General features: G+C 40.2%; 22 protein-coding genes. 3 read left to right on the plus strand and 19 right to left on the minus strand.

The genetic code is table 11. The annotated features are described in order from the left end of the window. Positions 1 to 27 precede the first annotated feature (27 nt). From rimP to ACXYSN_RS04870, 5 genes are all read right to left on the minus strand, one after another. On the minus strand, positions 28 to 507 hold the full coding sequence (gene rimP, locus ACXYSN_RS04850; protein WP_458636339.1) for a ribosome maturation factor RimP: 480 nt from the start codon (positions 505 to 507) through the stop codon (positions 28 to 30). 126 nt (positions 508 to 633) lie between these two features. Further along, complete coding sequence (trmB, locus tag ACXYSN_RS04855) at positions 634 to 1,269, minus strand: tRNA (guanosine(46)-N7)-methyltransferase TrmB (RefSeq protein WP_458636340.1); 636 nt, start codon at positions 1,267 to 1,269, stop codon at positions 634 to 636. Further along, the gene (gene ccrZ, locus ACXYSN_RS04860; protein WP_303943521.1) at positions 1,266 to 2,060 is read right to left on the minus strand and encodes a cell cycle regulator CcrZ; all 795 of its coding nucleotides are present in this window, start codon (positions 2,058 to 2,060) and stop codon (positions 1,266 to 1,268) included. The genes trmB and ccrZ overlap by 4 nt, the downstream gene beginning before the upstream one ends. A 47-nt stretch (positions 2,061 to 2,107) precedes the next feature. Continuing rightward, on the minus strand, positions 2,108 to 3,157 hold the full coding sequence (locus tag ACXYSN_RS04865; RefSeq protein ID WP_458636341.1) for an ABC transporter permease: 1,050 nt from the start codon (positions 3,155 to 3,157) through the stop codon (positions 2,108 to 2,110). Further along, positions 3,154 to 3,885, minus strand: coding sequence for an ABC transporter ATP-binding protein (locus tag ACXYSN_RS04870; RefSeq protein WP_458636342.1), 732 nt, complete (start codon positions 3,883 to 3,885; stop codon positions 3,154 to 3,156). The genes ACXYSN_RS04865 and ACXYSN_RS04870 overlap by 4 nt, the downstream gene beginning before the upstream one ends. A gap of 67 nt (positions 3,886 to 3,952) precedes the next feature. Here ACXYSN_RS04870 and ACXYSN_RS04875 point away from each other — a divergent pair, with 67 nt between their 5' ends. The 3 genes from ACXYSN_RS04875 (at position 3,953) to ACXYSN_RS04885 (ending at position 5,387) form a co-directional block, all read left to right on the plus strand. Continuing rightward, positions 3,953 to 4,363: an HIT family protein gene (locus ACXYSN_RS04875; protein ID WP_254726549.1), complete on the plus strand. Its 411-nt coding sequence runs from the start codon at positions 3,953 to 3,955 to the stop codon at positions 4,361 to 4,363. A 9-nt stretch (positions 4,364 to 4,372) separates the two neighbouring features. Beyond that, complete coding sequence (locus ACXYSN_RS04880) at positions 4,373 to 4,660, plus strand: hypothetical protein (RefSeq protein WP_254726550.1); 288 nt, start codon at positions 4,373 to 4,375, stop codon at positions 4,658 to 4,660. Between the two features lie 85 nt (positions 4,661 to 4,745). After that, positions 4,746 to 5,387 carry a hypothetical protein gene (locus tag ACXYSN_RS04885; protein ID WP_441348554.1) on the plus strand — a complete coding sequence of 214 codons (642 nt, stop codon included), beginning with the start codon at positions 4,746 to 4,748 and terminating at the stop codon, positions 5,385 to 5,387. A gap of 69 nt (positions 5,388 to 5,456) precedes the next feature. Here the strand turns inward: ACXYSN_RS04885 and dnaJ are convergent, their stop codons facing one another. From dnaJ to rsmH, 14 genes are all read right to left on the minus strand, one after another. Beyond that, positions 5,457 to 6,593, minus strand: a complete 1,137-nt coding sequence (gene dnaJ / locus ACXYSN_RS04890) for a molecular chaperone DnaJ (RefSeq protein ID WP_458636343.1) — start codon at positions 6,591 to 6,593, stop codon at positions 5,457 to 5,459. Positions 6,594 to 7,014: 421 nt separating this feature from the next. Further along, entirely contained in the window at positions 7,015 to 8,838 is a 1,824-nt protein-coding gene (gene dnaK / locus ACXYSN_RS04895; protein WP_414292876.1) for a molecular chaperone DnaK, read from the minus strand. Positions 8,839 to 9,201: 363 nt separating this feature from the next. After that, positions 9,202 to 9,717, minus strand: coding sequence for a nucleotide exchange factor GrpE (grpE, locus tag ACXYSN_RS04900; protein WP_016466798.1), 516 nt, complete (start codon positions 9,715 to 9,717; stop codon positions 9,202 to 9,204). A 26-nt stretch (positions 9,718 to 9,743) separates the two neighbouring features. After that, the gene (gene hrcA, locus ACXYSN_RS04905) at positions 9,744 to 10,778 is read right to left on the minus strand and encodes a heat-inducible transcriptional repressor HrcA (RefSeq protein WP_458636344.1); all 1,035 of its coding nucleotides are present in this window, start codon (positions 10,776 to 10,778) and stop codon (positions 9,744 to 9,746) included. Positions 10,779 to 10,944: 166 nt separating this feature from the next. Continuing rightward, on the minus strand, positions 10,945 to 11,451 hold the full coding sequence (locus tag ACXYSN_RS04910) for a DUF2812 domain-containing protein (protein WP_458636345.1): 507 nt from the start codon (positions 11,449 to 11,451) through the stop codon (positions 10,945 to 10,947). A 21-nt stretch (positions 11,452 to 11,472) separates the two neighbouring features. Beyond that, positions 11,473 to 12,045, minus strand: coding sequence for a DUF2812 domain-containing protein (locus tag ACXYSN_RS04915; RefSeq protein WP_458636346.1), 573 nt, complete (start codon positions 12,043 to 12,045; stop codon positions 11,473 to 11,475). Continuing rightward, entirely contained in the window at positions 12,045 to 12,365 is a 321-nt protein-coding gene (locus ACXYSN_RS04920; protein ID WP_049508281.1) for a PadR family transcriptional regulator, read from the minus strand. Before ACXYSN_RS04920 ends, ACXYSN_RS04915 begins: the two co-directional genes overlap by 1 nt. 118 nt (positions 12,366 to 12,483) lie before the next feature. Further along, the gene (gene glnA / locus ACXYSN_RS04925) at positions 12,484 to 13,830 is read right to left on the minus strand and encodes a type I glutamate--ammonia ligase (protein ID WP_254726567.1); all 1,347 of its coding nucleotides are present in this window, start codon (positions 13,828 to 13,830) and stop codon (positions 12,484 to 12,486) included. A gap of 35 nt (positions 13,831 to 13,865) precedes the next feature. Beyond that, positions 13,866 to 14,222 (minus strand): transcriptional repressor GlnR, encoded by a 357-nt coding sequence (gene glnR / locus ACXYSN_RS04930; protein ID WP_414354229.1) that lies wholly within the window; start codon positions 14,220 to 14,222, stop codon positions 13,866 to 13,868. 82 nt (positions 14,223 to 14,304) lie between these two features. Beyond that, entirely contained in the window at positions 14,305 to 14,826 is a 522-nt protein-coding gene (locus ACXYSN_RS04935; RefSeq protein WP_458636347.1) for an FUSC family protein, read from the minus strand. 110 nt (positions 14,827 to 14,936) lie between these two features. After that, entirely contained in the window at positions 14,937 to 15,917 is a 981-nt protein-coding gene (mraY, locus tag ACXYSN_RS04940; RefSeq protein WP_458636348.1) for a phospho-N-acetylmuramoyl-pentapeptide-transferase, read from the minus strand. Position 15,918: 1 nt separating this feature from the next. Further along, positions 15,919 to 18,174, minus strand: a complete 2,256-nt coding sequence (pbp2x, locus tag ACXYSN_RS04945; protein WP_458636349.1) for a penicillin-binding protein PBP2X — start codon at positions 18,172 to 18,174, stop codon at positions 15,919 to 15,921. 3 nt (positions 18,175 to 18,177) lie between these two features. Next, positions 18,178 to 18,495, minus strand: coding sequence for a cell division protein FtsL (gene ftsL, locus ACXYSN_RS04950; RefSeq protein ID WP_458636350.1), 318 nt, complete (start codon positions 18,493 to 18,495; stop codon positions 18,178 to 18,180). Between the two features lie 9 nt (positions 18,496 to 18,504). Next, positions 18,505 to 19,455 carry a 16S rRNA (cytosine(1402)-N(4))-methyltransferase RsmH gene (gene rsmH / locus ACXYSN_RS04955; RefSeq protein WP_458636351.1) on the minus strand — a complete coding sequence of 317 codons (951 nt, stop codon included), beginning with the start codon at positions 19,453 to 19,455 and terminating at the stop codon, positions 18,505 to 18,507. Positions 19,456 to 19,510 lie beyond the last annotated feature (55 nt).

Raw genomic sequence — 19,510 nt, forward strand, 5'->3', positions numbered from 1 at the left:
GAATTCTCAAAAGCTATCCTTTCTTTTCTATAATTTTACTGCTAAACGTGCTTTTGATACCAAGTTATATGGAATTTGGACTGTTTTCTTGCGCGTTTTATCCATATATTCCATTGTCAATTCATCCTCTTCAAAGGACAATAAGGTTCCTTCAAAAACCTTTTGCTTATCGATGGCTTGGTAGAGCCCGACATGGATGTATTTCCCGACCGATCCAGCGACTGCTTCCTTGGTTTTCAAAGGACGCTCCAATCCTGGACTGGTAATTTCTAGGAAATATTGTTCTGGGAAGGGATCCGGCTTGATAGTATCTAGGACAGGACTGATAATTTCAGTCAAGTCTGCTGTATCATTCAAGGTGATTCCTCCAGGCTTGTCTACAAAAATACTAAGAATCATGTCACTGCCAATCTTTCCATACTCGATATCTACGAGTTCGAAAGGAGCTTCAATGACAGGTTCTACGACTTCTCTGACTAATTCAACGATCGTTGCGATTGCGTCCACCTCCTCATAAGCAAGAGGCGAAGATATCTCCCCGCCTCTCTTTCTTATATTCTTGCTATTAGTATAGCACTTTTAAGTACTAATGTAAAGTATAAGCACCCAAATAGCTTGGATTCAAGCTTTTTCTTAAAATTCCGCTTCAACTCGGTAAATGACTTGACCCTTGCTTGAGAACTTTTGCTCGTATTCCGTCATGACATTTCCTTCAAAATCACTAGCATGCAAATCAAGCCATACGCCATTGAGCTTCATGCCATATTGAGAAAAACTCACTAAACTATACTCAAACAAGCCACGGTTATCCGTCTTGAAGTGAATTTCACCATGTTCAGGCAAGATACGCTTAAAGGTATCCAAGAAGCTCTTGTAGGTCAAACGACGCTTTTCATGTCGTTTTTTAGGCCAAGGATCTGAAAAATTCAGGTACAAACGATCAATCTCACCATCTTCAAAATAATTGGTCAACTCTGAACCATCAACCCATAGGAGTTTGATATTAGGAACTCCAACCTCTAAGACCTTGTCTAAAGCATAACTTAAGACAGATTTCTGAATATCAATTCCGATATAGTTAATATCAGGATTTTGTTTGGCCATTCCTGATATAAAAGCCCCTTTCCCACTACCAACCTCTACATGGATTGGATTGTCATTGCCAAATAAATCTCGCCACTTGCCTTTAGCTTCTGCGGGATTTAAGACAACATACTGTGGATTAGCCTCTAACAGTTCAGTTGCACCTTTACGATTTCTAACTCTCATTTTTTCTTTCCATACTTATCTCGGAAGGTACGCAAAGCATAAATCTCCCGATTTACATTATCCAAATCTTGATTTTCATAGTATTTGGTAATCAGACTCAAAAATGATAGCTGAGCATACCAATATAACTTATTCAAAACCGTTTGATTGTACTTGTATCCATAATTAGTCAGCCACTCTTGCCATTGAAACTCTGGAATATAGTGACAGAGCAGATAGGCCACATCAAACATACGATCCGTCAAGCGAACAGAATCCCAGTCTACCAAGTAAATCAAGCCACTCTCTGTCTCAAACCAATTGCTGTGACGAACATCCCCATGGACTATGGTTGCATAATCTTCTCTGAAGCCAGGAAGATTTTCACGCATATCACTCAAGACCAGTCGTAGATACTGGTTATTTTTCAACGCATCAGGAGCCTTATTTATCCATGACTGAAGTAAATCCGAAGGTGTTTCCATCGCATATCCCAAGCGTGTCAACTGGGTCATTAAGGGACGTGAACGGTGTAAACGTGTCAAAATATCGATAATTTGTTTACGGTTCATATCGCTTGGCGTCAAAATTTTTCCTGCCAACCACTCCTGAGCGGACATATCACGGCCGTCTGGTAAACGACGGCTCCAGAGCAATTGTGGTGCAATTTGCTCTCTAGCTAAACCAGGCAGGATTGGAGAAGTATTCATTTTTATAAAAACACGTTTTCCATCAGGATAACTTCCCATATAAGCTTTCCCGCTCTTCCCTGATATCGGGGTTAGCGTTAGCTCAATATCACCCAAGTCCATTTCTTTCCTCCGAATAAAGTTTCCTTATTATTCTACTAATTTTTATGCTATTCGTCAACCAATCTTCTCAGTTGATATGGCAAATAAAGATATTGCAATACAAGGCCTGCTCCCACAAGGACTAAAACTAGAATTTTGTCCTTGAAAACAAGCAATCCTAAGAGACTTTCCAAGGCTAGGACAAACATGCCAATTGCTCTCAAGATTTCCTTCAAACCTCTCTCTTTTTGCCCCTTTCCTACTGGAAATAGCTGCGTTAGATATTGATAATCAAAGGCATGATAGAGAGCTAGAAGCTGAAACAATAAAAGATAATTGAATAAAATTACAATCGCTAGTGCAATCCAGGATTGTTCAATAAACGCGAGAGCTGATAAGGATAGGATTAGCAGTCGCAGACTAAGGGCGAATAAATCCCCATTTCTCAAATAGGAGCGAAGATAAAGATTCTGCCAGATTTTCCCCGGCACTTTCTGAACTCCATTGAGGATAAAGTCTAGATAAGCCCGTCTCTTAACGCTGTTTGAAATTCCCTTGACCTGGGTAAAGAGGGCAAAAAATCGAAGTAAGAACTGCTTGCGTTTGCTCTCTTGAGCAATGGCAAAATTCCAATCAAGTCCATTTTCAAGGAAAAATTTTCTGGATTTTTGACGAAAAATCACGTATTTTATAATTCCTAGAACAAGGAGATAGACTCCAAAAATCGGCAAACCAAGACCCATGGCTAGAAATAAAGGGGCAAACAAGAGCAAAAAGAGAGTCTGTACACTGACCCAAAAGATGAAAGAGACCAGACTTTGCTTCTGGATGTGTTCTCTCACTTCTTCTTCAGCTACCAAGAGAAAGAGTTTGTCCGGTGCTTCTAGATAAGTCGCAATACCACCCCAAAGCAACAGTAAAACAGATATAATCCCAAGCAAAATTAGGATTGGGAAATGATTTGCAGGAAAATGTTGCAATAACTGATTGTACTGGTAGGCCAAAAAACCTAGCAACACCAATAAAAACAAAACAAAATGATCATTGAGCACATAACGAAGGTAGCCCAAACATTCCTTGCGAAATTCCTGCTTTCGTTTTAAAAACAAGTCTTTCATAGCTCCTCCTCTTTGGTCAGAGCCAAATAGATATCATTAAGGCTTGCATCTGGCATGGCAAAGGCTTCTCGGAGTTGTTGGAGATTTCCTTGAGCTCTCACTTGACCTTTGTGGAGAATGACAAAAGAGTCACACATCTTTTCAGCTGAATCAAGGACGTGGGTACTCATAAGGATAGACTTTCCTTTTTTCTTTTCCGCTTCTAGAAGTTGAATCAAGTCTGAAATCGCCAAGGGGTCGAGGCCAAGGAAAGGCTCGTCTACGATAAAGAGACTTGGATCCACAACAAAAGCACAGATAATCATAACCTTTTGCTTCATCCCTTTGGAAAAATGAACCGGGAACCAATCCAATTTCTGGTCCAAACGAAACATTTTTAAAAGCGGTTCTACACGTTCGAAAGCGATAGTTTGCTCAATACCATAGGCCATAGCAACTGTCTCGATATGTTCTCTGAGAGTTAGTTCTTCATACAAGCTAGGAGTTTCAGGGATATAACCAATCTTCTTACGATAGCTAGTTGCATCCTCACGCAGGGTTAAGCCGTCAATCTTTATCTCTCCACTATAGGGGGTCAAGAGGCCAATAATTTCATTGATAGTCGTTGATTTACCAGCACCATTTAAACCAATCAAACCGACCAACTGTCCACTCTCAACTGAAAAAGATACATCCTTCAAGACAGGTACGTGAACATAGCCTCCTGTCAGGTTTTTAATTTCTAACATATTTTCTCCGAATCTGGTATAATGTAGCTATATTATATCAAAATTCAATACACTAGAGGTAGATTTTATGTCAGATTGCATTTTTTGTAAAATTATCGCTGGGGAAATTCCCGCATCAAAAGTTTACGAAGATGATCAAGTTCTTGCCTTCCTTGATATCTCACAAGTAACACCTGGGCACACCTTGGTTGTTCCCAAAGAACACCATCGCAATCTTTTGGAAATGGACGCCACTAGCGCTAGCCAACTCTTCGCTAAGATTCCAGTCATTGCTCAAAAAGTCATGAAGGCTACCCAAGCTGATGGTATGAATATCATCGCCAACTGCGAAGAAGTCGCTGGACAAACAGTCTTTCATACCCATGTTCACCTCGTCCCTCGCTATGGTGCCGAGGATGACCTCAAAATTGACTTTGTAGCCCATGAACCCGACTTTGACAAACTTGCCCAAGTCGCTGAAACCATCAAAAACGCTTAAGGAGTTCCTATGAAACTATCAAATTTACTACTTTTTGCAGGCTCTGCAGTTGGATCTTACCTCCTCGTTAAGAATCGTGAAGTTATCACTGAAGAAGTTTTAGATACCACTGATCGCGTTGAAGCAATCAAAGATGATTTGGATGTCATCCAAAATAGTCTCCAAATTATCAATCAACAAAAAGAAGTCATCAAAGAATACCAAGAAGACCTCACTTACAAATTTAAAGTCTTTGAAAAAGACCTTCAAGCAAGACTTGATGTCATAAAAGAATTACGAGAAACTGAAGAAGACTAAGAAAAAGAAAGTTTCCAACTTTTCTTATATCCCCTTAAATTCACATTGGATTACCAGTTCCTAACAGAAAAGGGAGGGACTAAAAATGAAACTGTTTTTAAAAGTCATCTTGATTATTTCTGGTGGCCTCTGCCTTCTTGCAACCCTGGCATTTTTAATACTGGCCAATCTGTTCAAGGCCTCACCGAGTGACATCAGAAAAGGAAATGAAGCCTTAAAACAAATCTTTATCTCCCTTGACCTACCTCCTGAGAAAGTAGAATCAAATGGCAGCTATCAATACGAGGGAGGAGGCTTAGATTTTTATGTGACTTTCTCTGATGATGTTGTCAATAGCCACCCAGTTCTAAAAGAAAGTCCAAACCTGACTAAAAACCGACTCAAAGTCTATGTCCTAAACACAGGAGATATTTCCTACCATTCAGTAGAGGACAACTTATTCAATCATGGTTTATCCCAATTTTTAGAGGAGGAAGGCGAGAAGTATTTCCGAGAAAACGGAAAAAAATCACATTCTTCTTATACAAGTCTAACTCTGAAGGATTCGGAAAGCATGAAAAAGGGAATCGCATTCTATGAAAAAGCGTTGACCTTGGTGGATATCCAGGATAATTCGGCGATTAAGCACATTGATACCGTAACTGTGAAACCTGGCAAGGAAGCAGAACTCAAGCATCTCATCCAGGAAATGGATGAAGCTGGCTTGTTCAGCCAAAGTTCTGAATAGCAGATCAGTCAGAGAATCTTTTCTCCGTTACTAACTACAAACAAAAAGAGCCTCATGGCTCTTTTTGTTTTATTCACCCTCGAAGGCATCTTTTATATGGTCAAAGAATCCTTTTTTCTTTGGATTGACTTTCAAATCACCTGCAGCTGCGAATTCTTTCAAGGCTGCTTTTTGACGTTCGTTCAAGCCTGTTGGAGTCACGACATTAACAGTGACATATTGGTCACCAACAGCACCACCACGTAGGCTCGGAGCTCCCTTACCACGCAGGCGGAATCGTTTACCGGTTTGAGTTCCCTCTGGAATCACTAATTCAACATCACCGTGAACAGTTGGGATATCTACAGTATCACCAAGAGTTGCTTGGACGATATTGAGGTTCAACTTGTAGAAAATAGTTGTTCCTTCACGTTCAAATTTGTCGCTCGGCTCAACATTAACAACAACATACAAGTCACCGTATGGTCCGCCGTTAAATCCAGCCTCCCCTTGACCAGCTAGACGAATTTGTTGACCAGTTTCGACACCTGCTGGAATTTTTACATGGACACTGTGGGCTTGTTTTTCATGACCTGTTCCATGACAAGTTGTACATGGATCTTTGATTTCTTTTCCGCGACCATGACAGACATCACAGGTTACTTGGCGACGCATCATACCAAGCGGTGTTTGAGTATCGACGTTGATAACACCAGAACCGTGACAGCGTCCACAAGTAACTGGACTTGTTCCAGGCTTAGCACCAGATCCATTACATGTACGACAGCTTGATTCACGATTGTATTTGACGTCTTTTTCAGTACCAAAGATAGCTTCTTCAAAAGTCAAATTGACGCGATACTGGAGATCATCACCTTGACGAGGTGCGTTTGGATTGCGAGAAGAACCGCCTCCGCCGAAAAAACTTGAGAAAATATCTTCGAAGCCGCCAAAACCACCTGCACCGTCGAAACCACCGAAACCGCCTGCACCACCAAAGCCACCATTGGCACCAGCAGCACCATATTGGTCGTAAGCAGCACGTTTTTGTTCGTCACTCAAAGTCTCATAAGCTTCTTGAACTTCCTTGTACTTTTCCTCAGCACCAGGCTCCTTGTTGATATCTGGGTGATATTTTTTAGATAATTTCCGATAGGCTTTCTTGATTTCATCCTGAGATGCATTCTTTGAAACGCCCAAACGGTCATAAAATTCAGTATTGTTCATACAAGATACTAAGAGCGAACAGAAAGCGACTGAAATTTAGGAAACCGACAAGAAATCCTGATTTCTTAGGTGGTTTATCTAATTTCCAAGCTTTCCGCTCGAGTTCAATTCCCCGAACGCTCTTTGTTCCTTTCTTTTATATTGAATTAGAAACTTTGGAACCCGTGTTCAGTTGCGAACACTCTTTGTTCCTTTCTTTCTAGTATTGCGAAACGAACTAAAATATTAGTATCGTCCCATTTTACCGAAAAACAGAGGCTGGGTTGCAACCTCTGGATTTCTTCTTATCATTTACTAGTTAGGCATTTAGGAAAGGCGCATAGCGATTATCGTAGAATGACAATCACAAGAGTGAGTATTCATTATTAACGCCTCGCTCCCCGATTTTCAAGCTCGGGATAAAATAGTCCACTGGACTATTTTATTTTTCCGTAAACTCTCCGTCTACGACGTCATCGCCTGCGTTTCCTGTTGCTTGTGCGCCTTCTGCTCCTGCTTGGGCTTGTTGCGCTGCTGCGGCTTGTTCGTAGAGTTTAACGGCAAGTCCTTGTGCTTTTTCGTTCAATGCTTCAAGTTTTGCTTTCATTTCGTCCAAGTTGTTGTCTTCTTGGGCTTTCTTAAGGTCATCAAGGGCAGCTTGTGCAGCATCACGTTCTGCATCGAAGCCTTTGCCTTCAGTTTCTTTGATTGTCTTTTCAGTCGCAAAGATTGCTTGGTCTACTTCGTTACGAAGGTCAACTTCTTCTTTACGTTTCTTATCTGCTTCAGCGTTAGCTTCTGCATCTTTCATCATGCGATCGATTTCTTCGTCTGTCAAACCTGAGTTAGATTGGATAACAATTGTTTGTTCTTTCTGAGTTCCAAGATCTTTGGCCTTAACAGATACGATACCGTTCTTGTCGATGTCAAATGTTACTTCGATTTGTGGGATACCACGAGGTGCAGCTGGGATATCAGTCAATTGGAAGCGTCCAAGAGTCTTGTTATCTGCTGCCATTGGGCGTTCACCTTGAAGAACGTGGATATCAACGGCAGGTTGGTTGTCTGCTGCAGTTGAGAAGACTTGTGATTTAGATGTTGGAATAGTTGTGTTGCGGTCGATAAGTTTTGTAAATACTCCACCCATTGTTTCGATACCAAGTGACAATGGGGTTACGTCAAGAAGGACAACGTCTTTGACATCACCAGTGATGACACCACCTTGGATTGCAGCACCCATAGCCACAACTTCATCAGGGTTCACTGATTTGTTTGGTTCTTTACCAGTTTCAGCTTTAACAGCTTCTACAACGGCAGGGATACGAGTTGAACCACCGACAAGAATCACTTCGTCGATATCTGACAAGCTCAAACCTGCATCTGAAAGAGCTTGACGAACTGGAACTTTAGTACGTTCTACAAGGTCACGAGTCAAATCATCGAATTTCGCACGAGTCAAGGTCATTTCCAAGTGAAGAGGTCCAGCCTCACCAGCAGTGATAAATGGCAAGCTGATTTGTGTTGAAGTCACACCAGAAAGGTCTTTCTTCGCTTTTTCAGCTGCGTCTTTCAAACGTTGAAGAGCCATCTTGTCTGTTGACAAGTCGATACCATTTTCTTTCTTGAATTCTGCCACCAAGTAGTCGATGATTTTTTGGTCAAAGTCATCACCACCGAGTTTGTTATCCCCTGCAGTTGCCAATACATCGAAGACACCGTCACCCAATTCAAGGATAGATACGTCGAATGTACCACCACCAAGGTCGAATACCAAGATTTTTTCTTCTTTATCAGTCTTATCCAAACCGTATGCAAGGGCTGCTGCAGTTGGTTCGTTGACGATACGTTCTACTTCAAGACCAGCAATTTTACCAGCGTCTTTAGTTGCTTGACGTTGAGCATCGTTAAAGTAAGCTGGAACGGTGATAACTGCTTTGGTTACTTTTTCACCAAGGTATTCTTCAGCGTAACCTTTCAAGTATTGAAGAATCATAGCTGAGATTTCTTGCGGAGTGTATTCTTTTCCGTTAGCAGAAACTTTTTCAGAAGTACCCATCTTAGATTTGATAGAGATGACTGTATCTGGGTTTGTTACCGCTTGACGTTTTGCAGCGTCACCAACGATGATTTCACCGTTTTTGAATGAAACTACAGATGGAGTTGTGCGGTTCCCTTCTGGGTTTGCGATAATTTTGCTTTCAGTTCCTTCAAGAACTGCTACTGCTGAGTTTGTTGTACCTAAGTCAATACCGATAATTTTAGACATATGTTTTTCTCCTTGTTATTTTTTCTCTTTTTTCTTTTTGATACTCTTCTTAAGTGGCGACGCCGTCAGAGCTTGACTTCGTCAATCTCTTTGACTAAACTTTGAGCCACAGGTCTCAAAGTTTGCGAAGATACCGCCACGGCGAAGAGTATCGCCTTTGGTTCGCTTCGCTCACTATTGCAAAGCTGAACCTTTGTTTATCTTTCTTTCATAGTTTAGTGTCATTTCGGACAAGGTTTTTAAGTTCTCTAGCCTAGCTGAACACGCCCTAATCTCTGGGTAAAAAAGATAGATTTCCTTGTGTTCATCAAACACTTCGTCAATCTCCTATTTTTACTGTGAGCTTTTTACGGGCTTTGTATCCTAGTTATAAACCACTACCATAGCCGGTCTTAGGATACGGTCATGGAGTTTATAGCCTTTTTGGAAGACTTGTGCGATGGTATCTGCTGGATGTTCGTCATCTGCAGGCAAAGTTTGGATAGCCATGTGGTAGTTATGGTCAAATTCTCCATCCGCTGGAATTTCTTCAATTCCTTCTTCTTTTAGAGCATGTACCAAACTTTCTTGCACCATTTCCAAGCCCTTCTTCACATCATCTGTCAAACCTTCAACGGCAAGGGCACGCTCTAAGTTATCTAGTGATGGTAAGATTGCTTTTGCCAAATCTTGGCTGCGATAGCGTTGCAAGAGTTGACGCTCTTCATTGGCACGGCGCTGAATGTTTTGCATCTCTGCATGAGCTCGAAGATATTTGTTTTCAAATTCTTCGGCACGTTCATTTGCCAAGTCCAGTTCAGACTTCTCAGGAGTTGTTTCTTCAGCTGTTTCCACAACTTCCTCTTCTTTTACTTCTTCATTTTTAATATCTTGGGCCATTTTCGCCTCCTTTAATGATTTCAATCTTAATTCACTTCATAGTGATTGCTGCTGAGATAGCGGTAAAAATCCGTCAACTTCATAGTCAAAACTCGATTGACAACATTAAGTTGATTAACCAATTGTTGATAATCCAGATTTACCGGACCTATAATCGCAAGAATTCCAAATCCACGATAGGGAATCAGAAACTTACTGCTAATCACTGCTAAGTCAGCAAGACAAGATTCTTGGCTATCCGCAACTCGGACACTTTGCATCTGGTCTCCAATCAGATTCTCTCGAATTTCTAAAGCTACTTTTTGTGGCTGATCAAAAAACTGATAAGCTGCTAGATTTGCGAAATTCAGAAGATTGACTTTTCCAGAAACCACGATATTTTCATTGAACATTTCTTTGAAGATATGTTCGACAAGGTCCATGACGTTATCCGTTGTTGTAAAGTAACGTTGGATAATCTGCGGAATCTCTGTCCGAATCTTGTAGTGAATATCCAAAACAGTTTGATTCAGGAAACGTTCTTGAATCATGGTCTTGAGGCGATTTAAATCCTCCTGCAAGAAATTTCTCGGAATCAAAAACTGACTGGTAACTGTTCTAGACTCATCAAGCGTAAAAACCGCCAGAGCTGTATGTTGTCCGAGGACAACAATATCAAAAGCTGTTAGCTTCTGCCTACTTGGTTCAACATCCAGTGCTACAACCGTACAACCACTCAAGTCTGACAAGATTTTCGTTGCCTCTTGAAGGATATCCTCAAGTTTGAAGAACTCCTGATCAAAAGCTTTTACAATCTCATAAACTTGATTCTCAGCTAAACGGTCAAAGGATAAAGAGTGTTTGACATAGTATTGAAATCCAGCCACACTCGGCATCCGACCACTGGAAGTATGAGCCTTTTCAAGCAAACCTTGCTTTTCTAAGGCTGCCATATCATTTCGAATGGTAGCACTACTAGAGTTGATAGACTCTTGCAAGGCTTTGGATCCAACAGGTTCGTGCGTTTTGGTAAAGATGTCAATAATCAGATTTAAAATATTCTGCTGACGTTCCGTAACCATCTCGTCACTCCTCTCTGATAGATCTTTTTAGCACTCGTGACATCCAAGTGCTAACTTATGATTCTATTATACACCCTTAGAAAAGAATGTCAAGACAAAAACTCAAAAAATTAGCACTCTTTCGCCAAGAGTGCTAAAAATCAGTCTGAGGACCTAGAAACTATTGTCAATCAACAAGATATTTCCGTTTAAGTCTATAAAAACTATAGATTAGATAAATAATCATGAGAGCATATAGGGCAAAAATAATGAAGAAGGACCGAGAGAGACTTTCGCGAAACAGACTCATACAAACAACTAGACCACCAGAGATAGAAACTGTAGCTGTACGAAGTCCAGATTTCACACCATCCCATCTAAGACGATTGTCCATGAAAAATCGATCATTTAAATCTACATCACAAGTCGCTTTTCGAAAAACAGAATAAGAACAATTTCCCACAAATTCCCATCCTCTATCCTTAATACCTTGTAAATCTAGCTCATTTTTTCTAAGATAGCTAGTATTCCACACACGGTAAACTACATCATCAGGTTGGCATTGTTCAAAATAGAAAAAGCCAAAACGATTCGATTTAAATTTCCAACCTTTCAAATGCATCTCATGCAAATAATCTTCTACCTTATCCAAATCAAAAATGGTAAACATTCGAAATTGTACTTTGCTATTCATTGTCTAACCTCCAAAATGGTTTTATTTATCAGATAATTCTTTCCACTTTTGAAACAATCTCCAAAAAATATAAGAAATCTGAATCGCAAAAACTATCAATAAAGTACCGTCTATGATAACAATCAAAAACATTCCCCAACTGAAATAACTTCTTCCACTGAGTAACTTTGAGAAAACCGGTAGTAGCACTGAAAAGAGAATCAAAACAGGAAGCATCCGCATTATTAAAATGCGCTTGACCATGGCTAACTTCCCGGCCGCATCATTATAAATTTCAAACTCTTTATCCGATTCAATTTGAGAATAAGGTTTTCTAAAATAAGAAAAACCATTAAAGTCTGTAATATGCTCCCAGCCACAATCTTTAAACAGTTGTAAATAGGAGGCTCTCTCTGACTTTTTCATAGGATAAAAGTCCAACTGATAAACCACCTGCTCCGGTTGGCACTTTTCAAAAGTATACTTAACCGCAACTGCTAAGTTAGAGTAACTTACTTCCTTAAGTTTCCAGCCCTGAGCATGCATTTCCCTGAGATAGAGAGCTTCTCTATCATAATCCGCAATGGTACAAATCCTATAAACTTTCTTTTCCATCAAAGCTCCTCCCGACTGTTTCTGTAGAGTCGTTCAATACGTTTCAACTCAATCTCTAAAACTTTTCGGCCCAAGTCTGTTATCTGATAGATTTTTCGTTTTTCCTCTTCTCGGACAAAGGAAATCAAACCATCCTTTTCCATCTTTGACAAGGTTCCATACATAGTTCCGGGACTAATTGAAACCTGTGAATCTGTCATCTCTTTGACCTTTTGCGTAATACCATAACCATGGTTCTCCTTTTGCAGACAGAACAGAATATAAAAACCCGTTTCAGTCATAGGAAGGTAGACCCTCCTAATCTTATCTGTTAATTCCATTTAACCAGACCTCCAATTCAGTTCAATATATCGCACTTCGTTATGTAAAATATATCACACCTCGATATAAATTGCAAGAAAAAAAGATCGTCCTCACGGACAATCTTCTTATTTGTTATTAGTAAAGATCTAGGTAGTTATCAATTTCCCATTGTGAGACAAAGGTTGCATAGCTCGCCCACTCGATGCGTTTAGCTTCAAGGAAGCTCGTATAGATATGTTCACCCAGAGCAGCCTTAACGACTTCGTCTTCTGTCAAAGCCTTCAAAGCGTTGTGAAGAGTTGATGGAAGGTCAGTAATGCCAGCCTCTTTACGCTCTTCAGCAGTCATGATGTAGATATTTTCTTCGATTGGTGCTGGTGCTTCAATTTTGTTTTCGATACCGTTCAAACCGACTTCCAAAAGAACAGCCATAGCAATATAAGGGTTTGCCATTGGGTCCACTGAGCGCAACTCCAAACGTGTTCCCATTCCGCGTGAAGCTGGTACACGGACAAGCGGTGAACGGTTACGGCCAGCCCAAGCGATGTAAACAGGGGCTTCGTAGCCTGGAACCAAACGTTTGTATGAGTTAACGGTTGGGTTCATGATAGCTGTATAGTTGTAGGCATGTTTGATCAAACCACCAAGGAAGTAGTAAGCAGTTTCTGATAACTGCATTCCTTTTGGATCATTTGGATCAAAGAAGGCATTATTTCCCTCAGCATCAAACAAGGACATATTGCAGTGCATCCCTGAACCAGCGATACCAAATTTAGGTTTAGCCATAAAGGTTGCATAGAGACCGTGTTTACGCGCAATTGTTTTTACAACAAGTTTAAAGATTTGAATCTTATCACAAGCACGGAGGACTTCATCGTACTTAAAGTCAATCTCATGTTGACCTACGGCCACTTCGTGATGACTTGCTTCCACTTCAAATCCCATTTTGGTCAAGACGTTAACAATCTCACGACGAGTGTTATCAGCAAGGTCTGTAGGTGCCAAATCAAAGTAACCACCCTTGTCATTTACCTCAAGAGTTGGGTCCCCGTTTTCATCAAGCTTAAATAGGAAGAATTCTGGTTCTGGTCCAAGGTTGAAAGATTTGAATCCAACTTCTTCCATGTGACGAAGAGCACGTTTGAGGTTTCCACGAGGGTCTCCTGCAAATGGTTTTCCTTCTGTCGTATAGACATCACAAATCAATCCTGCGACACTACCATTCTCATCTCCCCAAGGAAACACTGTCCAGGTATCCAAGTCAGGGTAAAGATACATATCCGATTCGTTAATACGAACAAACCCTTCAATAGAAGATCCATCAAACATAGCCTTGTTTGACAAGACCTTGTCTAGTTGTTCATCTGTAGCAGGAATTTCGACGTTTTTCATTGTTCCCAAAATATCTGAAAACATGAGGCGGATAAAGGTTACATTTTTTTCCTTAACTTCACGACGAATATCTGCAGCTGTGATTGGCATGGTTTTTCTCCTTATATATGACGACTAGCGGTTGCCTAACCGCGACCAAAAGGTGATTGTTGAGAAGCAAAGCGGCTTTGTTGGAGAACCTCATTCCGAAGCGCCCGACGCACTTCAGTTTGACTAACTGGTTTTCTAGATTTCGCTTCACGTTCAGCATATTTTTTCTTGATGGCAGCAATGTTCAGACCTTCAGAAATATAATCCTTAATCTCAAGCAACCGATCCATATCATTTAGAGAATACATCCGGCGATTACCTTCGTTGCGATCAGGTTTTATCAACTCTTGATCTTCATAATAACGAATTTGACGCGCCGAAAGATCGGTCAACTTCATAACACTACCAATGGGGAAAACTGCCATATTGCGACGAAATTCTTTTTCCTTCATGTGCACTTCCTCTTCTTTCTGTCTATTATAGTCTAAAAAAAATCAATCGTCAATTGTTAATGTTATATCTTGTGACATTATTTTATTTTTTCAGCAAAATACTCCGCAAACGGTCAATGTCGTAATTTACAAGAATTGCTACAAACACACCCATAAATGTTTCAAAAACTCGGGCAAACACGTACAAAACAGTTTCACCATTTGGAATTGATAGGGTAATAATCAACATGGCTGCAACTCCACCGATGACTCCCGACTTATTATTCATGGCGACATTTGTCATAATGGTTAACATGGTACAAATCGGAACAACCAGGAGAGTTACCAAAAAGGCTCCCTGAAAAAAATTATTTAGGAGGAAGAAAATCAGTGCATAAAAACCACCGATGCTATTCCCTAAAATACGAGAAGTACCAAAATGAACACTCTTATCAAAGTCTTCTCTCAAACTAAAGACAGCCGTTAGCGCTCCGATTTGAAGTCCCTTCCATCCAAAAAAACCAAAAATCATAAGGACCAAAAAAACAGCGATTCCTGTTTTAAACGTTCGCATCCCTAACTTAAACTTAGATTTGTCAAATATATACTTTTTAAAATAACTCATAATCTCAACTTTCTTTTTTCCATTTTACCATATTTTTACTTTTTGAGAAAAGGATTCATAAGCAGAAAAAGAGAAGGGTTCAATCCTTCTCTTTGATAACGATTTACGATTTAAAATAAATACATGAAAGCTAAAGTTAAGAGACTAGCTAGCAAACCGACTAACCAGAAGAAGAAATCGACTTTCCACTCACTCCAAGGCTGACCTTTACCTGAAAAGCCACCCAATTCAAAATGGTGGTGAACTGGAGTCATACGGAAGATACGCTTTCCGCCAGACAACTTAAAGTAGCTAACTTGCATCATGACAGATGTCGTTTCAAAAACATAGACTATACCAATCAAGAGCAGGGTCCATTCTTGGTGTAGCGCCATGGAAATAGCAGCCAACATCCCTCCAAGAGCAAGACTTCCCACATCACCCATGAACACCTTAGCAGGCTTGTGGTTAAAGACAAAGAAGCCAAGAAGGCCACCAATCATAGCTATAATCACTAGCAAGATATCTAACTGGTTTTGCACATAAGCAATCACTCCATAGGCTGACAGGCTAATCACTACCGAGATACTTGCCAAACCATCAATCCCGTCAGTCAAGTTAACAGCATTTGAAAAACCAACCAACCAGAAGAGAGCAAAGAATATATAAAGAAATCCTAAGTGCAATGGATACCCAAACACATTTAAAATATCTCCTCCTCTTTCATAAAAGAAATAGAAGATAACTCCTCCCACTAACTGAAGCAAGAGTTTTTGTTTAGGATTGAGCCCTTCGTTGATTTTACGGAAAACTTTGAGGAAATCATCTAAGAAACCAACCAAACCATATAAGACTAGGATAAAGAGGATCATTCCTACATTATTCGTTAGTTGATTGGTCAAAAGAGCAAGAACTAAACTAACGAAAACACTTGTTACGAGAAAGACAATCCCTCCCATTGTCGGCGTCCCAGCTTTAGCCTGGTGTTGTTTCACATCCTCGTGCATCTGCTGACCGGTAATTTGTGCTTTGTGGTAAAAACGGATAAAGGCTGGAATTCCTACGACTGTAAGAACAAAAGTAAGGATCCCAGGAAAGATAGAAACTAGCATTCTAATCTCCTAATGTTATTTTTATTTTCTGTAAATCTTTTAAAGCTGTATTAGAACGAACACTTTGTTTTTTAACAATTTCTCCTGTACCTTCAAATTCAACTTCAAGATTCAACCATTTGGCAAAGGTTTCAACATTTTTCTTAGACCAGCCATATAAGTCAGGCATCACTTCTACCTTATCTGAAAGGAGTAAGATTTGTTCGTTGGCATCTAGATTTGTTCCTTCTGCTACTGAACTGTCTTTGATTTTTGTCCCTGAACCAATAACAATCGGTTGAACAAGATTGCGTCTCAGTTCCTCTGCCATGTCTCCAGGACTATAGTCTTTGGTCGCTGGCATTGCATAACTAGTTGTAGTTGTAACTTGATCCAGATTTTTAGCTGTTGACTGTAGATTAAGAGATTCTTTCATAGCAGAAGCTCGTTCAAGAATAGGATTAGCAAACTCTCCAAACCAAGGGTTAGAAAAGTGTTCTGGTTGTTGAACTGTCACGTAAAGAATAAAATCAGGATTTTCAGCAGGATTCATAGTCACAACTGAGAAAATATAATTGGTAGAACCAACCAAGTATCCTCCATTTTTCTCATCAGCGATTTGAGCCGTACCGGATTTTACAGAAACAGTCTGACCAGGTACAGTAACGATTGGTTTACCGGTAAGTTGATTGTACATTGTACCATAAACAGGATCTGTACCAACCAAAATCATATTTTCTCGAGTCAGACTAGCCGCTTCTTTGGATACAGGATTACCTACAACCTCTCTTTGTGATTTACGAACAGTCTGATCATTTGGATCATAGAGGGCACTAATAAACTTCGGTTCTAGCATAACCCCATCATTCGCAATTGCTGTGAAAGCACGAAGCATTTGTGTATGAGTAACAGAAATCCCTTGACCAAAAGAACTCATGGCAATATTAACAATATTATCTTCAGGTAATTGACCAGCATACTCATCACTCATACCAAAACGAGTAGGAACACCAAATTTGAAACGACTGAGGTAATCCAACCAAGTGGTATCCCCCATTTTTTGTTGGAGCAAGGTCATCCCCACATTACTTGAGTGAGCAAAACCTTGCAAGTATGTCATTATACTCCCAGCTGATAAACCAGCATTAACATCCCAGTCCCTGATAGTTGCATCTGCTACCTTTAATTCACTACTATTGAAGTATTCGCCTCCAGGGAAGGTTTTATTGTCAATAGCAGCAGCTAGGGTCATGACCTTCATGGTCGAACCTGGCTCATAGTTACTTTGATAGAGGATATCACGCCAGACAAAGTCATCCGTTAAGCCTTCTTTTGTATTCGCATCAAATGTCGGTCTTTGGGTTGTGGCAAGAATTTCCCCTGTCTTGGCACTAACCAAGGTCGCATTCATATACTTGCCTTTTAGTTTTCCTTGGAAGGCATCCATTTGACTTTCCATAAAGGACTGCAAAGGACTAGATAGGGTCGTATAGACGTCTTTCCCGTTTACGGTCTGTTGGGTGACTTGTTCTGTACCAGGAACAATATTGCCTAGACGGTCTTTTTCGTAAGTAATAATACCATCTGTCCCTGCCAACAAACTATTTAAGGAACTCTCGAGACCAGACGTTCCAATGAGACTTTTTGTCCCATCTTCATTTTCATGTAACTGGGCTAAACCAATAAATGATGAAGCAAATTTTCCATTTGGATAACTTCGATTAGGACTAGTGGTAAAATTAACACCCTCAACCTTAGCAGATTCTAAGTCCTGTTTAATGGACATCATATTAGCATAGGTAATCCCATTCCCTTTAGCACCAAAAGAAACCTGTTTGAGATTTGGTTGAGAGAGTTGGTCTTTGACGTAAGTCTCCTCCATATCTAAGTATTTATGAAAAATTTCTGCCACTTTGTTGTACTGAGATTCTTCTACATAAAGAACATCACCATTAGCGGACTTATATTCTTTATCTATTACAGCATAAACATTATAAGAGGTCGCATCTTCTGCTATGGGAGTTCCATTACGATCATAAATGGTTCCTCTTTTTGCAGGAACAGTCAGAGTCGTTTGATGAACTTTATTTGCTTCTTTAACCAGATTGACCCCAAATTTTGTGCCTGTACCAATAATCACCGCAAAATTAACCAAAAAAACAGCAAATAGAAAGACAGCCAATAAGCTCAAATTCTTCCCTACTAATCTGCGGTTTTCCATTGGAGATTTACGATTCTTAATGGCAAAGCGTATGATTCTTTCTTTCCAGGATTTCATATACTACTCCGCCGATCGAATATTTTCATTATTCAATTGCAAGTCTTGTGAATTTGCAATTCCGGTCAAACGTTCTGATCGGATTAATTCGTTAACTTCTTGTTTGGCATCATCTAGCTCTGTCTTTTTTTCTTCAATTTGTGCATTGACTCTTGTCAAATCACTCTGGACCTGAAAAAGTTTTGTCTGCATATAGACTACACTAATTGCTAAGACAAGGGCTGTGATGGCAATTGAAAGGTAAAAGGCCTTTTCAACACGTGAAAAATTTTTTATACGAGCTTGTAGCAATTGGCTCGTTGTTCCTCTGTTTTCTGCCATTATTTCCTCTTACTTGTGAATTTTTCTTGCCACTCGAAGCTTGGCTGAGTGGGAACGATTATTGGCTTCCAATTCTTCCTTGCTTGGTAAAATCGGTTTCCGAGATACCAATTCCATTTTGGGCTTGAGATCGTCTGGGATGAAAGGCAAACCTTTAGGAACTTCAACTGTGGAAGCTTCCTTAAATAACTGTTTGGTCAAGCGGTCCTCCAGCGAATGGAAGGTAATCACTGATATTCTGCCGTCTAGAGCCAGCATATCCATAGCCTGCTGGATTGATTCATCTGCAGCACCCAGTTCATCATTGACCTCTATACGGATAGCTTGGAAAATTTGTTTGGCTGGGTGGCCTTTTTTCTTGAGCTCCTTTGCCGGTTTGGCAGATTTAATAATCTCTGCCAATTCCGTCGTGGTCTCAATCGGTTTCTGTTCACGCACCTGTTCAATTTTTCGAGCAATCTGTTTGGAAAACTTGTCCTCTCCATATTTGAAAAAGATTCTTACCAAATCATGGTAGTCGTAGTGATTAACGACTTCATAAGCGGTCAAACTAGCTTCCTGATTCATGCGCATATCCAGTGGTGCATCCTTCTTATAGGAAAAACCACGTTCACGCTGATCTAACTGCGGGCTTGACACACCTAAATCATAACAAATTCCATCAATTTCAGTCACACCTAAGTCATGTAAGCGGTCCTTCAAATGACGGAAATTATCCTTGATGAAGGTGACCATGCCCTTTTCAATGTAAGGCGCCAAACGTTTTTGTGCATTATCAATAGCGTTTTGGTCCTGGTCAAAGGCATATAAATGCCCCTTCTCACTTAACTTACTTAATAAATACTCGCTGTGTCCTGCTCCTCCCAAGGTCGCATCAACGTAAATACCATCAGGTTTTACATCTAGCATATCAATGGTCTCATGGAGCATGACCGTTACATGATGAAATTCTTTTGTCATATCTTATCTATTTTACCACAAATCCGACTAGCTTGCATCCACTAAAGCTAAAACA

Source organism: Streptococcus sp. V869, from assembly GCF_054353515.1.

Coding starts and splice junctions, on each gene's coding strand:
- ACXYSN_RS04885 (WP_441348554.1), top strand. CDS start 4,746: ATGAAACTGTTTTTAAAAGTCATCTTGATTATTTCTGGTGGCCTCTGC.
- dnaK (WP_414292876.1), bottom strand. CDS start 8,838: ATGTCTAAAATTATCGGTATTGACTTAGGTACAACAAACTCAGCAGTA.
- ACXYSN_RS04910 (WP_458636345.1), bottom strand. CDS start 11,451: ATGAATAGCAAAGTACAATTTCGAATGTTTACCATTTTTGATTTGGAT.
- pbp2x (WP_458636349.1), bottom strand. CDS start 18,174: ATGAAATCCTGGAAAGAAAGAATCATACGCTTTGCCATTAAGAATCGT.
- ACXYSN_RS04935 (WP_458636347.1), bottom strand. CDS start 14,826: ATGAGTTATTTTAAAAAGTATATATTTGACAAATCTAAGTTTAAGTTA.
- hrcA (WP_458636344.1), bottom strand. CDS start 10,778: ATGGTTACGGAACGTCAGCAGAATATTTTAAATCTGATTATTGACATC.
- ACXYSN_RS04920 (WP_049508281.1), bottom strand. CDS start 12,365: ATGGAATTAACAGATAAGATTAGGAGGGTCTACCTTCCTATGACTGAA.
- glnR (WP_414354229.1), bottom strand. CDS start 14,222: ATGAAGGAAAAAGAATTTCGTCGCAATATGGCAGTTTTCCCCATTGGT.
- ccrZ (WP_303943521.1), bottom strand. CDS start 2,060: ATGGACTTGGGTGATATTGAGCTAACGCTAACCCCGATATCAGGGAAG.
- ACXYSN_RS04875 (WP_254726549.1), top strand. CDS start 3,953: ATGTCAGATTGCATTTTTTGTAAAATTATCGCTGGGGAAATTCCCGCA.
- rsmH (WP_458636351.1), bottom strand. CDS start 19,455: ATGACAAAAGAATTTCATCATGTAACGGTCATGCTCCATGAGACCATT.
- dnaJ (WP_458636343.1), bottom strand. CDS start 6,593: ATGAACAATACTGAATTTTATGACCGTTTGGGCGTTTCAAAGAATGCA.
- ftsL (WP_458636350.1), bottom strand. CDS start 18,495: ATGGCAGAAAACAGAGGAACAACGAGCCAATTGCTACAAGCTCGTATA.
- mraY (WP_458636348.1), bottom strand. CDS start 15,917: ATGCTAGTTTCTATCTTTCCTGGGATCCTTACTTTTGTTCTTACAGTC.
- grpE (WP_016466798.1), bottom strand. CDS start 9,717: ATGGCCCAAGATATTAAAAATGAAGAAGTAAAAGAAGAGGAAGTTGTG.
- trmB (WP_458636340.1), bottom strand. CDS start 1,269: ATGAGAGTTAGAAATCGTAAAGGTGCAACTGAACTGTTAGAGGCTAAT.
- ACXYSN_RS04915 (WP_458636346.1), bottom strand. CDS start 12,045: ATGGAAAAGAAAGTTTATAGGATTTGTACCATTGCGGATTATGATAGA.
- ACXYSN_RS04865 (WP_458636341.1), bottom strand. CDS start 3,157: ATGAAAGACTTGTTTTTAAAACGAAAGCAGGAATTTCGCAAGGAATGT.
- ACXYSN_RS04870 (WP_458636342.1), bottom strand. CDS start 3,885: ATGTTAGAAATTAAAAACCTGACAGGAGGCTATGTTCACGTACCTGTC.
- ACXYSN_RS04880 (WP_254726550.1), top strand. CDS start 4,373: ATGAAACTATCAAATTTACTACTTTTTGCAGGCTCTGCAGTTGGATCT.
- glnA (WP_254726567.1), bottom strand. CDS start 13,830: ATGCCAATCACAGCTGCAGATATTCGTCGTGAAGTTAAGGAAAAAAAT.